This is a genomic window from Alitiscatomonas sp., from assembly GCF_037242085.1.
GTDB classification, from domain to species: domain Bacteria; phylum Bacillota; class Clostridia; order Lachnospirales; family Lachnospiraceae; genus Alitiscatomonas; species Alitiscatomonas aceti.
Window position 1 is genome coordinate 1 of the sequence record NZ_JAXXBR010000069.1, and the last position, 12,778, is coordinate 12,778.

The window sequence follows — 12,778 nt, forward strand, 5'->3', positions numbered from 1 at the left end:
AGCCCTTACCCAGTGGCTCAGTACAAAGCTGATGCAGGGCCAGCAGCCTAAGCCGGATCCGGATAACCCGACAGCCCAGTCCATGCAGATGATGATGGTCACCATGCCTTTGTTCTCTGCCTTTATCTGTATCACCATGCCGGCCGGTCTTGGTATTTACTGGATCGCCACCAGTGTTGTGCAGATCATCCAGCAGCTTCTTGTAAATTCTTATATGGATAAGATCGACATCGACGAGATGGTGAAGAAGAATCTGGAAAAGGTGAATAAGAAACGTGCCAAGCAGGGACTTCCTCCGGCAAAGATCACCCAGAATGCTACCGCTTCCTTAAAATCCATTAAGGAAGAGGAGGAAAGGGAAAAGGCTGCGGAGGAGATCCGCCGGGAAAAGACTGCAAAGCAGATCGAGGAATCCAAGCGTTTTTACAATGAGACTGCGAAGCCGGGCAGCCTTGCAGCCAAGGCGGCCATGGTCCAGAAGTATAACGAAGCACATGAAAAGCGTGGAAAGAACAAATAGGGGGATTCTGTTATGGAAATGATTACAGTAACGGCAAAGACTGTGGAAGATGCCATCACCCAGGCATCGGTGCAGCTGGGCGTCAGCAGCGACAGACTTCAGTATGAGGTGGTTGAAAAGGGAAGCGCAGGTGTGCTGGGCGGACTTTTCGGCTCCCGGCCGGCGATCATCCGTGCGAAAAAAATAGAAACCGTCGATGATAAAGCAGTCGAGTTCTTAAATTCCGTTTTTGACGCCATGGGCATTTCCGTTGATGTGGAGACGAAGCTCAATGAGGAGGAAAAGGAGCTGGAGGTAAATCTTACCGGCGGCGAAATGGGGATCCTCATTGGAAAGCGGGGACAGACCCTGGATTCCTTACAGTACCTGGTAAGTCTTGTGGTCAATAAAAAGACCGACGAGTATTTACGGGTAAAGCTGGATACGGAAAATTACCGGGCCAGAAGGAAGGAGACCCTGGAGACCCTGGCGAAGAATATTGCCTATAAGGTAAAAAGAACGAAGCGTTCTGTCGCTCTGGAGCCCATGAATCCTTATGAGAGACGGATCATCCATTCCGCCTTACAGAACGATAAATATGTGTTCACAAGAAGCGAGGGCGAAGAGCCGTTCCGCCATGTGGTGATCTCCTTAAAAAGGGAAGAGCGCAGGGAAAGACGGCCCAGACCGGACCGCAGCAGAAATCCGGAAGAGTAAAAGCATATAAGAAAATCAGAAGGGGTTGCCTGGGGCAGCCCCTTTGTGCTATTATAAAGGACGATAATTGAGGAAAAATGCCCTGGAACAGGAGAAGAGTATGATTCATACGGATACCATTGCGGCCATTGCCACAGCCATGGGAAATTCCGGCATCGGCATTGTGCGGATCAGCGGCCAGGAGGCCGTGGCGGTTGCCGACCGGATCTTTAAGGAAAAAGGAAAACAGGAGACGCTGGAGGGATCTCCCAGCCATACGATCCATTACGGATATATTTATGACGGGGACCAGGTGGTGGACGAGGTCCTGGTGATGCTGATGCGGGGGCCAAGGAGCTTTACAGCAGAGGATACGGTGGAGATCGACTGCCATGGAGGCATGCTGGTGACACGGCGGATCCTGGAAACTGTATTAAAGGCAGGCGCCAGGCTGGCAGAACCCGGTGAATTTACAAAACGGGCGTTTTTAAATGGAAGGATCGACCTGTCCCAGGCGGAAGCCGTCATCGACGTGATCAACGCGAAAAATGAGTATGCGCTGAAATCCTCGGTGGGCCAGCTCCGGGGGAGCGTTTCAAAAAAGATCAGGGAATTACGGGAAAAGATCCTGTATGAGATCGCCTTTATTGAATCAGCTCTGGATGATCCGGAGCATATTTCTCTGGATGGCTATGGGGAAAGACTGCTCATCGGAGTCCAGAAAATGGAGCCGGAGCTGTCCAGGCTGATCCGGTCATCAGCCAATGGACGCGTGGTATCGGAAGGGATCCGGACCGTGATCCTGGGAAAGCCCAACGCGGGAAAATCTTCTCTGATGAACGTTTTAGTAGGAGAGGACCGGGCCATTGTGACGGATATAGCCGGGACAACCCGGGATATCCTGGAGGAGCATATTTATCTCCAGGGGATCAGCCTCAACGTGGTGGACACGGCCGGGATCCGTTCCACCAGCGACGTGGTGGAAAAAATTGGCGTGGAGCGGGCCATGGAGGCAGCCAGGGACGCGGATCTTATTATTTATGTGGTGGACGGATCCAGGGAACTGGATGAAAACGACCTTCAGATCATGGAGCTGATCCGGGAGCGGAAGGCTGTGGTCCTTTTAAATAAGAGCGATCTGGAGCCGGTGGTATCTCTGGAGGAGATCGCAGAAAAATCGGGACACCGGGTGATCTCCATTTCAGCCAAGGAGGAGACGGGGATCGACCAGTTGGAGGAGGAGATCAAGTCCCTGTTTTACGAGGGGGAGATCGACTTCAACGATCAGATCCTGATCACCAATGTGCGCCATGCGGAGGCCCTGCGGGAAGCCTATGACAGCATCCGCATGGTGGAAAACAGCATCGAAAGCGGAATGCCCGAGGACTTCTTTTCCATCGATCTGATGAATGCCTACGAAAAGCTGGGGCTCATTGTGGGAGAAGCGGTGGAGGACGATCTGGTCAACGAGATCTTCAGCAAGTTCTGTATGGGAAAATAGAGAGTTAGAAAAGAGGAAGTCTATGCCTTTTTTAGAGGAAAGCTATGACATTGCCGTCGTAGGAGCCGGACATGCCGGATGTGAGGCGGCGCTGGCGGCAGCCAGACTGGGATTTGAGACCATTATGTTCACGGTCAGCGTGGACAGTATCGCTCTCATGCCCTGCAACCCCAACATCGGCGGCAGCTCCAAGGGCCATCTGGTGAGGGAGCTGGACGCTCTGGGCGGCGAGATGGGAAAAAATATCGATAAGACATTTATCCAGTCAAAAATGTTAAATGAATCCAAGGGGCCGGCGGTCCATTCTCTGCGGGCCCAGGCCGATAAACAGGATTATACCAGTGAGATGCGGCGTGTTCTGGAGAATACGGACCATCTGACCATCCGGCAGGCGGAAATATCGGAAATTTTAACTGAACCGGCAGAAGAGGGCGGAGAGAAAAAGCGGATCACAGGGGTGAAGGCCCTGTCGGGCGCTGTGTACCACTGCCGGGCTGTGGTGCTGGCCACCGGTGTGTATCTGGGAGCCAGATGTGTGTACGGGGACGTGAGCAATCCTACCGGGCCCAACGGCCTTCAGGCGGCCAACCATCTGACGGATTCTCTGAAGGAGCATGGGATCGAGATGTACCGGTTTAAGACGGGGACTCCGGCCCGGGCTGACCGCCGTTCCATCGACTTTTCAAAGATGGAGGAGCAGTTTGGAGATAAACGGGTCGTTCCGTTTTCCTTCTCCACGGATCCGGAGACGGTGCAGAGAGAGCAGGTCTCCTGCTGGCTTACGTATACCAACGAAAAGACCCATGAGATCATCCGGGAAAATCTGGACCGTTCCCCACTGTTTTCCGGGGCCATCGAGGGGACTGGCCCCAGGTACTGTCCGTCCATTGAGGATAAGGTGGTAAAATTCCCCGATAAGGAGCGCCATCAGGTCTTTGTGGAGCCGGAGGGACTGTACACCAATGAAATGTATCTGGGCGGCATGTCCAGTTCCCTGCCCGAGGACGTCCAGTACGCCATGTACCGGACGGTGCCGGGGCTGGAGAACGTGAAGATCGTAAGGAACGCCTACGCCATTGAATACGACTGTATCAATCCCAGACAGTTAGACGCATCCCTGGAATTTAAGGCCATCAGCGGCCTGTTTTCCGGCGGCCAGTTCAACGGCAGCTCCGGCTATGAGGAGGCGGCTGTCCAGGGCTTTATGGCCGGTGTCAACGCCGCCAGGAAGCTGCAGGGAAAGGAGCCTGTGATCTTAGACCGCTCCCAGGCGTATATCGGCGTGCTGATCGACGATCTGGTGACCAAAGAAAACCATGAGCCGTACCGGATGATGACCTCCAGGGCCGAATACCGGCTGCTCCTGCGTCAGGACAACGCGGACCTGCGGCTGAGGAAGATCGGTCATGAGATCGGACTTGTGAGCGAGGAGCAGTATCAGTACGTTCTCTGGAAGGAAGAGGCTATACAGAAGGAAATGGAGCGTCTGGAAAAGAGGACTGTGGGAGCCGGAGAGCAGGTACAGGACTTTTTAACACGGCACAACAGTACATTGCTAAAATCCGGCACGACCCTTGCAGAGCTGATCCGGCGGCCGGAGCTGGGATACGAGGCATTAAAGGAGCTGGATCCGGAGCGGCCCAGTCTCCCCTGGGATGTCTGCGAACAGGTTGACATAAATCTTAAATACGCGGGATACATCCGGCGTCAGATGCAGCAGGTGACACAGTTTAAGAAGCTGGAGAGCCGTAAGCTGCCGGTGGATTTTGATTACTCCACTGTGAAAAGCCTCCGGAATGAGGCTGTGCAGAAGCTGAACCTTTATCAGCCTTTGAACATCGGCCAGGCGTCCCGGATCTCCGGCGTGTCTCCGGCAGATATCTCGGTCCTCATGGTGTATTTAGAGCAGGCAGGAAGGAGATAGGATGGAAGAGTTTACAAGACTTCTGGATGCTGGCTGTGGAGAACTGGGAATCGTTCTCACAGAGAAGCAGAAGGAGCAGTTTTTTAAATATTTTCAGCTTTTAACGGAATGGAACCAGGTGATGAATCTGACGGCCATTACAGAAATGCCGGAGGTGGTCACAAAGCATTTTGTGGATAGTCTCCTGGTGGTAAATGTGTTCGATGGGATCCGTACAGAGGCGCATTCCTGTATCGACGTGGGGACCGGAGCCGGATTTCCCGGAATCCCCTTAAAGATCGCATTTCCACAGCTTCAGATCACGCTTCTGGATTCTCTGAACAAACGGGTGGGCTTTTTAAATACCGTGATCCAGGAGCTGGGACTGACGGGGATCACGGCGGTCCATGGAAGGGCAGAGGACTTTGGACGGAACAAAGAGTATAGGGAACAGTTTGATCTTTGTGTATCCAGAGCAGTTGCGAATCTCTCCACCTTGTCGGAATATTGTCTTCCCTTTGTGAAGGCAGGAGGAGAATTCCTTCCTTATAAATCCGGAAAGGTGGAAGAGGAGGCCAGAGAGGCTGAGAGCGCTGTAAAGAAGCTGGGAGGCTCTATGAGAGAGACGAAGACCCTTGTACTTCCCGGGACAGACGTGGATCGGACCTTTGTGCCTATTGATAAAATAAATGTGACTCCGAAAAAATATCCCCGCAAGGCGGGGATGCCTGGAAAGGAGCCGCTGAAATAAAAAAACCGCCAGAGACGGACCTGGAACATGAGATGTTCCGATCCTTTCTGGCGGCTTTTTCTGTGTGTCAGAATACGCGTTTGCGAGCTGCGGCAGCGGCTTTCGGAAATCAGTCATGTTCCCGGAAATTGGCCGCAGTTTCCGGGAATTATTTTTTAGAAGACCGTTTATACGTTTATAAGCGGGCGGTCCTAATGAAAGAACATATTGACGAGTTTATAAACTTCCTGGGGCTTTTCCAGATGGGGCAGATGTTTGGTCTCAGGAATTTTGGATGCTTCGATGGCCGGATTGCAAAGTGTATATTCCTGGATGATCTGGTCGATGTCAAGTTCCTCTCCGCCGCCAAGAATGTAAATACTGTTGTCGATCTTCTCCAGGGCCGGACTGATCCGGCATTTGGTATAATTGCAGATCACGCTGGAATAAACGGACTTGGGTGAGTCTCCCAGGTGGGCGGATTCCATATATTTATCCACATAAAATGGCGTCACATCAAAGGAATTATAGAAATAGCAGGAGGAAAATGCCTCTTCCATGTGCTTTCTGGCCGACGCAATGTGGTACAGAAGAGTACCCGCAATGGGAAGATCAATGAGGAATTTATAAAGCTTTGCCGATCTTCCCGGGATCTGCGAGCAGGAGGTAAAGCTTTCCGGATTAATGAACATCAGTTGTTCAAATAAGTCCGGATTATAGCTGCAGGCCATGGTCACCAGGGAAGAGGAACTTCCGGTGGCGATCACATTGGTACGGCGTCCGATCTCAGATTTAATAAAGTCATTTAAAAGCTGTACATAAAGAAAGTTTGTATAGGTCAGATTGGGTTTTTCTGATCTTCCGCAGCCCAGAAGGTCGATGGTGTAGATCGTATAATTATCCTTTAAGAATGGGATCAGGTTGTCCCACTCACAGCCGCTGGATGCATGGGTCAGATCATGGATCAGAAGAAGGGGTTTTCCGGTACCAGTTTTTGTATAATAAATATCACCGAGACGCCATTTATAGATGGAGGGCTCCGGGTGGCTCAGCAGCTTCTTGGATGTGGCAGATACCTTAATGTATTTATTGACCAGAGCGGTACCAGTGGCAGCTCCCACAGCCAGAAGAACTGCTGTGATGATCTTATTTTTAGATTTCATAGTATTGAACCTCCTGAATCGAAAGTCTGTGGATCCTTTTTCTTATTATAATATAGGCAGCAGGGCATGACAATAGGATTGTGAAAAAACATGGCTATGGAAAATACTGGATCGTGTTTCATGTTTCACGTGGAACATTGGGTCATGTTTTTACATTTGTGTTTCACGTGAAACATTGGATGGGTTTCGGATGGTGGGGGGGGGAGAGACGGATATAAAAAATAGTATTAGAATTTGTGCCGTCAAAAAGTATTGACCTGTGAAATTCCTTGCAAATACTGAATTTTTAAGGGAGTCAGGTGCGGAAAATTGCTATTATTTTTGATTCTTTGGTCTCAAAATGGTGCTCGGATCTCCCATAGAGATATAAAACGATACGGGCAGATATAAGAAAAGCCATACTATTTGAGGGCGAAAGCACTCGTCGATCTCGTTCGGTTGTTACTTAGAGAGCAGGAATAAAATCAAAAATCATATATGTGATATAATGTGTGTGTTGAGCAAGATTGAGAATCTAAAGTGTGTAAAGGAGAAAGTCATGGAGTTTAGAAAAGTATTTGATACAATTCCAGAACAATTTGATAAGTATAGGCCCCGATATAGTGAGAAGTTGTTTGCGGAGCTGGTTTCCTATGCCGATATCAAACCAGGCAAAAAAATATTGGAACTTGGTCCAGGAACAGGTCAGGCTACAGAACCAATTTTAAATACTGGATGCGATTATTACGCGATTGAACTTGGCGGGAATTTGGCTGATATGATGAAAAGAAAATACGGAAAGTTTGCAAACTTTGATATTGTTAACGCTGACTTTATCATACACGATTTTGGAGATCAGAGATTTGATATGATTTATTCTGCAGCAACCATACAATGGATTCCAGAGGATATAGCCTTTCAGAAAACGTTCGATTTGTTAAATCCTGGAGGGGTACTTGCAATGCTTTTGACGAAAGCGGACTATAAAACGCCGAATGAAGAGCTTTACAATAAAATCCAGCAAGTTTATTCAGCTTATTTTAAGCCTAATATAGAATATAAACAGGGTTCGTTTGTTTATTCAAACGCTGTAAATTACGGATATGTAGATTTTGAAAAACGTGAATATCATGGCAAGCGAGAATTTACAACAGATGAATACATTGCCTTTTGCGGAACGCATTGCGACCATATTGTACTTTCTGAACCGTATAAGAGCAAGTTTTATGATGGTCTTAAATGTGCAGTAAACGAAGCTGGAGGAAAGGTTATATTTTTTGACACGTATGTGATGTATTTGGCGAAAAAGCCGATTTAATGATATTAAGAAGTATAAAAAACGGCTTAAATTTGCTTAAGGGCTTGTGATCAATTCCGATAAGCAATAATTTTTCCTTCTGCAAAAGACAAGAATGGCAGTTTTTGTGGAAATGGATAACCTAGACAGACAGCAGCTTGCTTTGAAATATTCGCATTTAAAGGGTATTTTTGAGGGAAAAGACGGAGGAGAATATAACAGCGAAATATATAACAGAGAAGTATATAACAGAGAAGTATATAACAGGTAGTGTTTCACGTGGAACATCGGATAATAGATATATAGGAGAAGTGAGAATGGAAAGCAGAGCGTTTCACGTGAAACATTCTTGTGGTCAAACAATGAAAGTGGAAAATGAGGTTATCAGGAGATACGATTATTGGAAGATCAGAGTGATGTGAAAATATGGAACTGTGGATATGAATTAAGGTTTGAATTATGGGAAACAGAGGGAAACTTTAAGAACAAAAATTTTGGGAGGTTGTCACAAAGAAGATAGTCCCCGAAATATACAAATATTGGAGTCCAGACGCAGGGGAGGGGAATTGTGTAAAGCCAAAAAGAGAAGCATGGGTGAGGAAAACAGAGATCAGAAACTTAAATTGAGGTAAAAATTTAGATAGAAGAATAAGGAAGAATTTCATGGAAACAATTTTTATATTGGGGATAGTGGGATTTTGTTCTTTCTGACGCCGGCTTATTCCGCATAATGTGCTCACGAGATTTTCAAAAGTTTTCACAAATACGTTCCATGCTCACTATAAAAACGCTATTTTTCAGTGAGAAGAGGATTTTTTGTATACATGATTTTGGATAAGCATAAGATTAAGGAGCATTTTTGAGGTTGCCCTGTACAGATTTCCGATCTTTTCTCCGGAAATCAGCTTTTTATGCCATAGGAAAGTGCGTCCTATGACATAAAAAATGATCCGCGGGGATCGCCATGCGGCGGAAGGAAATTATGCCGCAGAAGCGGCCCGCCGCAGGCGGAGAAGCCCGCAATCGGGCTTCTTTCTTGTGCAGCCTGGAAGACAGAAGAAAATACAAGAAAAAACATCATTGTAGAAAATGTAGGATGTTCCACGTGAAACATCCACATTTTTCTCTTATGAAACCATAGGAAAATGAAATGAAATGTGTTATACTTAAGTCCATGTAACAGTTCAGTGGATGAAATGAGTGTGAACTGGATAAAAAGCAGAATGCGTTTTTGGTCTGTGGAAAGGATACTTGAGATATATGGGACGTATTATAGCGATCACAAATCAGAAGGGCGGAGTTGGAAAAACGACTACGGCGATCAATCTTTCGGCCTGCCTTGCAGAAGCGGGGCAGAGGGTGCTGACTGTGGATTTCGATCCTCAGGGCAATGCCACCAGTGGGTTGGGACTGGAAAAAGGAAATATTGATAATACGGTGTATGAACTGCTTATGGGAGAGTGCCAGGTGGGGGACTGTATCATGCCCAGCGTGCAGGAGCGCCTGGATGTGATGCCATCTGATGTGGATCTTTCGGGAGCAGAGATCGAGCTTCTGGATATGAAGGATAAGGAGAATATCCTGAAGGAAAATCTGAATCTGGTAAAAGATAACTATGATTTTATCATCATTGATTGCCCGCCTTCTTTAAGCCTGCTGACGATCAATGCTCTGACGGCTGCCAATACGGCGCTGATCCCGATCCAGTGTGAATATTACGCCCTGGAGGGCCTGAACCAGGTTTTAAAGACTGTGAATCTGGTACAGAAAAAACTGAATCCGGAGCTGGAAGTGGAAGGCGTGGTCTTCACCATGTATGATTCCAGAACCAATCTTTCACTGGAAGTAGTGGAAAATGTAAAAGAACATCTGAATGAGAATATTTATAAAACGATCATTCCAAGAAACGTCCGTCTGGCGGAGGCCCCCAGTTATGGCATGCCCATCAATATGTATGACAGCCGGTCCACTGGTGCAGAAAATTACAGGCTTCTGGCCGCGGAAGTCATAAGCAGAGGAGAAGAGGTATAATGGCGAAAAGGGGATTGGGAAAAGGCCTGGGAGCCCTGTTTGGTGAAGAAGTCACGTTGGAAGAAAATACAGCTGTAAAGGAAGAAAAGCCTTCGGCTGCGGAGAAAAAAGAAAAGGGAAAAACATCCTCTGGCACCGGAAACGGGAAAAAAGCAGAAAAGATCATTGTTGAAAAGATCGTAGAAAAGCCAGTGGAGCAGAAATTAAAGGTATCATTGATCGAACCCAATGGGACACAGCCCCGTAAAAATTTTGATGAGGCTGCGCTTCAGGAGCTGGCAGATTCCATTAAGACGTATGGAGTGCTTCAGCCGCTGATCGTCCAGAAAAAGGACAGTCATTATGAGATCATAGCCGGGGAGCGCCGGTGGAGAGCGGCCAAGCTGGCCGGACTTACCGAGGTCCCTGTGATGATCCGTGAATATGATAAGCAGAAGACCATGGAGATCGCACTGATCGAAAATGTACAGCGCGCTGATCTGAACCCTATCGAGGAAGCGCAGGCGTATCAGCGGCTGATCCAGGAATTCCATCTGACTCAGGAGGAGATCGCGGCCCGCGTTTCAAAAAACAGAGCCACGGTTACCAACAGTATGCGTCTTCTGAAGCTGGATGACAGGGTACAGCAGCTTCTGATCGATGAAAAAATCTCCAGCGGCCACGCCCGTGCCCTTCTGGGACTGGAAAATGGGGAACGCCAGTTCCAGACTGCCCAGAAAATCGTAGAGGAAAGATTAAGCGTCCGCGACGTGGAGAAACTGGTGAAACTCTTAAACCGCCCGGAGAAGCCAAAGAAAGAAGCGGAAACGGGGCCGGACATCAATCTGATCTACCGGCAGATCGAGGACAAGCTGAAGTCCATTATGGGCACTAAGGTTCTTATCAACAGGAAGGATAAAAATAAGGGCAGGATCGAGATCGAGTATTACTCCCAGGAGGAACTGGAACGGTTGATCGAGATGATGGAGTCCATAGCCAGGCAATAAAAATTAAATTCTGTAAATAAGGAAGGACAGAAGACAGAAAATATATGGAAAATAGTCTATTGTATCATCTTCCCATCGATCCGATGCTTCTGATCGTGGGATTTTCCGTACTATCGGTGGTTTTACTGATCGCCGTGATCGTCTGTATTGTTAAAATGAATAAGCTGTACCGGCGTTATGATCTTTTCATGCGTGGAAAGGATGCAGAAACGCTGGAGGATACGCTGGAGGATATCCTGGAGGAATTAAAGGAGAGCCAGTCCAGGGACCGGGCCAGCAAGGACGCTATGAAACGGCTGTCCAAGCAGGTAAAGGATTCATTCCAGAAATTTGGATTTGTCAAATATAATGCCTTTAAGGGAATGGGCGGGAATCTCAGCTTTGTCATCGCCATGCTGGACGGAAATAACACCGGCTTTGTCCTGGATGTGGTACACAGCCGGGAGGGCTGCTACATCTATCTGAAAGAGGTGGAGGAAGGGGCCACAGAGGTACTTCTGGGAAGTGAAGAGCAGGAGGCCCTGGAGCAGGCTCTGGGTTACGTGAAACGTCCGTCTATCTCAGATGGGGACGGAAAAAGAGGACGGAGAGAAAAGACAGAAGACGTGTATTCCGGCTCTGGAGAACAGTCCATTGAGATTTCCGGAAGTGAGAGAAATAAGAGCGAGCGGATGAAGAAACTGAGGAGACAGCAGCGGGAGGCCATCGGGGCGGATATGGACGAGATCATGGACATGGAAGACATGGATGGCGTGGAGCCCGAAAGGAATGAAGGGGAATATTAATCTATATGCATAAATTCTTGCGTGCGGCTGGCTTCAGCATGTACCAGAAGAAAAAGGATATTGAAAAGCTTCTGGATCTGCTGGAGACACAGCCATCAGTGACAAAATGTGTTCAGATCGATGAGGAGACCAACGTTTGCGAGATGCGGACGGAGATCGCCCCCGGCATCGGGCTTTCCATTGTAGGTGAGCTGAACGAGGAAGGAGACTTTGAAAGGGAGTTTTACTTTCCCTATGTGGAATGTGCCCAGGAAAGTTCCACAGCAGAATGTTCGGTCCAGAGACATGTGGAAAAGGAAACGTATGCCGGTATGGTGGACGAATCCTGTGTGGGGATCTCACTGATCTTCTACGTACAGAACTTCCTGGATTACAGGGAGAAGGTACTGAAAAAGGGAGAGGCCTTTAAGATCCGCTCCATCAGCCTGGCTGGATTTTCCACTGGCGGGAAGATCCTTCTTCCCATCAAAAAGACCCAGAAGCAGATCCAGATGGCAAAGGTGGCGGCTAAAAACAGGAATAATCTGATTGAGGCGGCGAAAAATGGCGACGAGGACGCCATGGAAACGCTGACCATTGAGGATATCGACCTGTATTCTAAGATCTCCCGCCGTGCCATGAAGGAGGACCTGTATTCCATCATTGATTCCTGCTTTATGCCATGCGGGATTGAATGCGATCAGTACTCTGTCATTGGAGAAATTAAAGAAATCCGGAAAATTAAGAATAAATATACAAATGAAGAAATATACTGGCTGAATCTGGAGTGCAGCGACCTGAATTTTGTTATCTGCATCAACGGCAAGGATCTTCTGGGAGAGCCGGCCGTGGGACGGAGGTTCAAGGGACAGATCTGGATGCAGGGGATTCTTAATTTCCAGGAACTTGGGCGTACAGGGAACTAGATAGAGGTTATGCCCAGAGTTGGGAAGGATTGGAGTTTAGGAGGAGCTGGAAGGTTTGGATCTTTTGGCTTTGAGTTGTTTGAGTTTTGATTTCGATTTTTGGATGATTTTTGCTGGCGTTTTGCTTGACATTCCTTGATGGGTTTGATAAAATAATATGAAGAGTGTTGAGTTGAATGGATGATTTGGACAGGAAAACTCATTGCTCATCTGAATATTGTCTCCGTAGCTCAGTAGGATAGAGCGTTCGCCTCCTAATAATCAGGTCATCAAAGTCCTGGGAGGCGGATCGCTCCATCCTTG

At 47.9% G+C, this 12,778-nt stretch carries 11 protein-coding genes and 1 pseudogene; 11 read left to right on the top strand and 1 reads right to left on the bottom strand.

Annotation, left to right across the window (positions count from 1 at the left end):
- The 5 genes from WIH05_RS06150 to rsmG form a co-directional block, all read left to right on the top strand.
- Window positions 1–520 (top strand): YidC/Oxa1 family membrane protein insertase (locus WIH05_RS06150; RefSeq protein WP_337425130.1); only part of this gene is annotated, 520 nt, incomplete at its 5' end.
- A 12-nt stretch (window positions 521–532) separates the two neighbouring features.
- On the top strand, window positions 533–1,216 hold the full coding sequence (gene jag, locus WIH05_RS06155; protein WP_022272200.1) for an RNA-binding cell elongation regulator Jag/EloR: 684 nt from the start codon (window positions 533–535) through the stop codon (window positions 1,214–1,216).
- A 103-nt stretch (window positions 1,217–1,319) separates the two neighbouring features.
- The gene (gene mnmE, locus WIH05_RS06160; protein ID WP_337425135.1) at window positions 1,320–2,696 is read left to right on the top strand and encodes a tRNA uridine-5-carboxymethylaminomethyl(34) synthesis GTPase MnmE; all 1,377 of its coding nucleotides are present in this window, start codon (window positions 1,320–1,322) and stop codon (window positions 2,694–2,696) included.
- 22 nt (window positions 2,697–2,718) lie between these two features.
- Window positions 2,719–4,620, top strand: a complete 1,902-nt coding sequence (gene mnmG, locus WIH05_RS06165; RefSeq protein ID WP_337425131.1) for a tRNA uridine-5-carboxymethylaminomethyl(34) synthesis enzyme MnmG — start codon at window positions 2,719–2,721, stop codon at window positions 4,618–4,620.
- Between the two features lies 1 nt (window position 4,621).
- Window positions 4,622–5,350 carry a 16S rRNA (guanine(527)-N(7))-methyltransferase RsmG gene (gene rsmG, locus WIH05_RS06170; RefSeq protein WP_337425132.1) on the top strand — a complete coding sequence of 243 codons (729 nt, stop codon included), beginning with the start codon at window positions 4,622–4,624 and terminating at the stop codon, window positions 5,348–5,350.
- A 191-nt stretch (window positions 5,351–5,541) separates the two neighbouring features.
- Here rsmG and WIH05_RS06175 read toward each other — a convergent pair whose 3' ends face one another.
- On the bottom strand, window positions 5,542–6,492 hold the full coding sequence (locus tag WIH05_RS06175; protein WP_337425133.1) for an alpha/beta fold hydrolase: 951 nt from the start codon (window positions 6,490–6,492) through the stop codon (window positions 5,542–5,544).
- Between the two features lie 538 nt (window positions 6,493–7,030).
- Between WIH05_RS06175 and WIH05_RS06180 the strand changes: the two genes are divergently transcribed.
- The 6 genes and pseudogenes from WIH05_RS06180 (at window position 7,031) to WIH05_RS06205 (ending at window position 12,475) form a co-directional block, all read left to right on the top strand.
- Window positions 7,031–7,789, top strand: coding sequence for a methyltransferase domain-containing protein (locus tag WIH05_RS06180; RefSeq protein WP_215653407.1), 759 nt, complete (start codon window positions 7,031–7,033; stop codon window positions 7,787–7,789).
- 94 nt (window positions 7,790–7,883) lie between these two features.
- Entirely contained in the window at window positions 7,884–8,039 is a 156-nt protein-coding gene (locus WIH05_RS06185; RefSeq protein WP_337425134.1) for a hypothetical protein, read from the top strand.
- Window positions 8,040–9,028: 989 nt separating this feature from the next.
- Complete coding sequence (locus WIH05_RS06190) at window positions 9,029–9,799, top strand: AAA family ATPase (RefSeq protein ID WP_022272816.1); 771 nt, start codon at window positions 9,029–9,031, stop codon at window positions 9,797–9,799.
- Entirely contained in the window at window positions 9,799–10,785 is a 987-nt protein-coding gene (locus WIH05_RS06195) for a ParB/RepB/Spo0J family partition protein (protein WP_215653405.1), read from the top strand. Before WIH05_RS06190 ends, WIH05_RS06195 begins: the two co-directional genes overlap by 1 nt.
- 44 nt (window positions 10,786–10,829) lie before the next feature.
- Window positions 10,830–11,336: pseudogene (locus tag WIH05_RS06200) on the top strand (DUF4446 family protein); the annotation flags it as partial.
- A 239-nt stretch (window positions 11,337–11,575) separates the two neighbouring features.
- On the top strand, window positions 11,576–12,475 hold the full coding sequence (locus WIH05_RS06205) for a DUF3881 family protein (protein WP_215653404.1): 900 nt from the start codon (window positions 11,576–11,578) through the stop codon (window positions 12,473–12,475).
- The last annotated feature ends 303 nt before the right edge of the window (window positions 12,476–12,778 follow it).

What these genes read in the sequence shown, in the direction of transcription:
- jag (WP_022272200.1), top strand. Translation starts at nt 533, where the DNA reads ATGGAAATGATTACAGTAACGGCAAAGACTGTGGAAGATGCCATCACC.
- mnmG (WP_337425131.1), top strand. Translation starts at nt 2,719, where the DNA reads ATGCCTTTTTTAGAGGAAAGCTATGACATTGCCGTCGTAGGAGCCGGA.
- rsmG (WP_337425132.1), top strand. Translation starts at nt 4,622, where the DNA reads ATGGAAGAGTTTACAAGACTTCTGGATGCTGGCTGTGGAGAACTGGGA.
- WIH05_RS06175 (WP_337425133.1), bottom strand. Translation starts at nt 6,492, where the DNA reads ATGAAATCTAAAAATAAGATCATCACAGCAGTTCTTCTGGCTGTGGGA.
- WIH05_RS06180 (WP_215653407.1), top strand. Translation starts at nt 7,031, where the DNA reads ATGGAGTTTAGAAAAGTATTTGATACAATTCCAGAACAATTTGATAAG.
- WIH05_RS06185 (WP_337425134.1), top strand. Translation starts at nt 7,884, where the DNA reads ATGGCAGTTTTTGTGGAAATGGATAACCTAGACAGACAGCAGCTTGCT.
- WIH05_RS06190 (WP_022272816.1), top strand. Translation starts at nt 9,029, where the DNA reads ATGGGACGTATTATAGCGATCACAAATCAGAAGGGCGGAGTTGGAAAA.
- WIH05_RS06195 (WP_215653405.1), top strand. Translation starts at nt 9,799, where the DNA reads ATGGCGAAAAGGGGATTGGGAAAAGGCCTGGGAGCCCTGTTTGGTGAA.
- WIH05_RS06205 (WP_215653404.1), top strand. Translation starts at nt 11,576, where the DNA reads ATGCATAAATTCTTGCGTGCGGCTGGCTTCAGCATGTACCAGAAGAAA.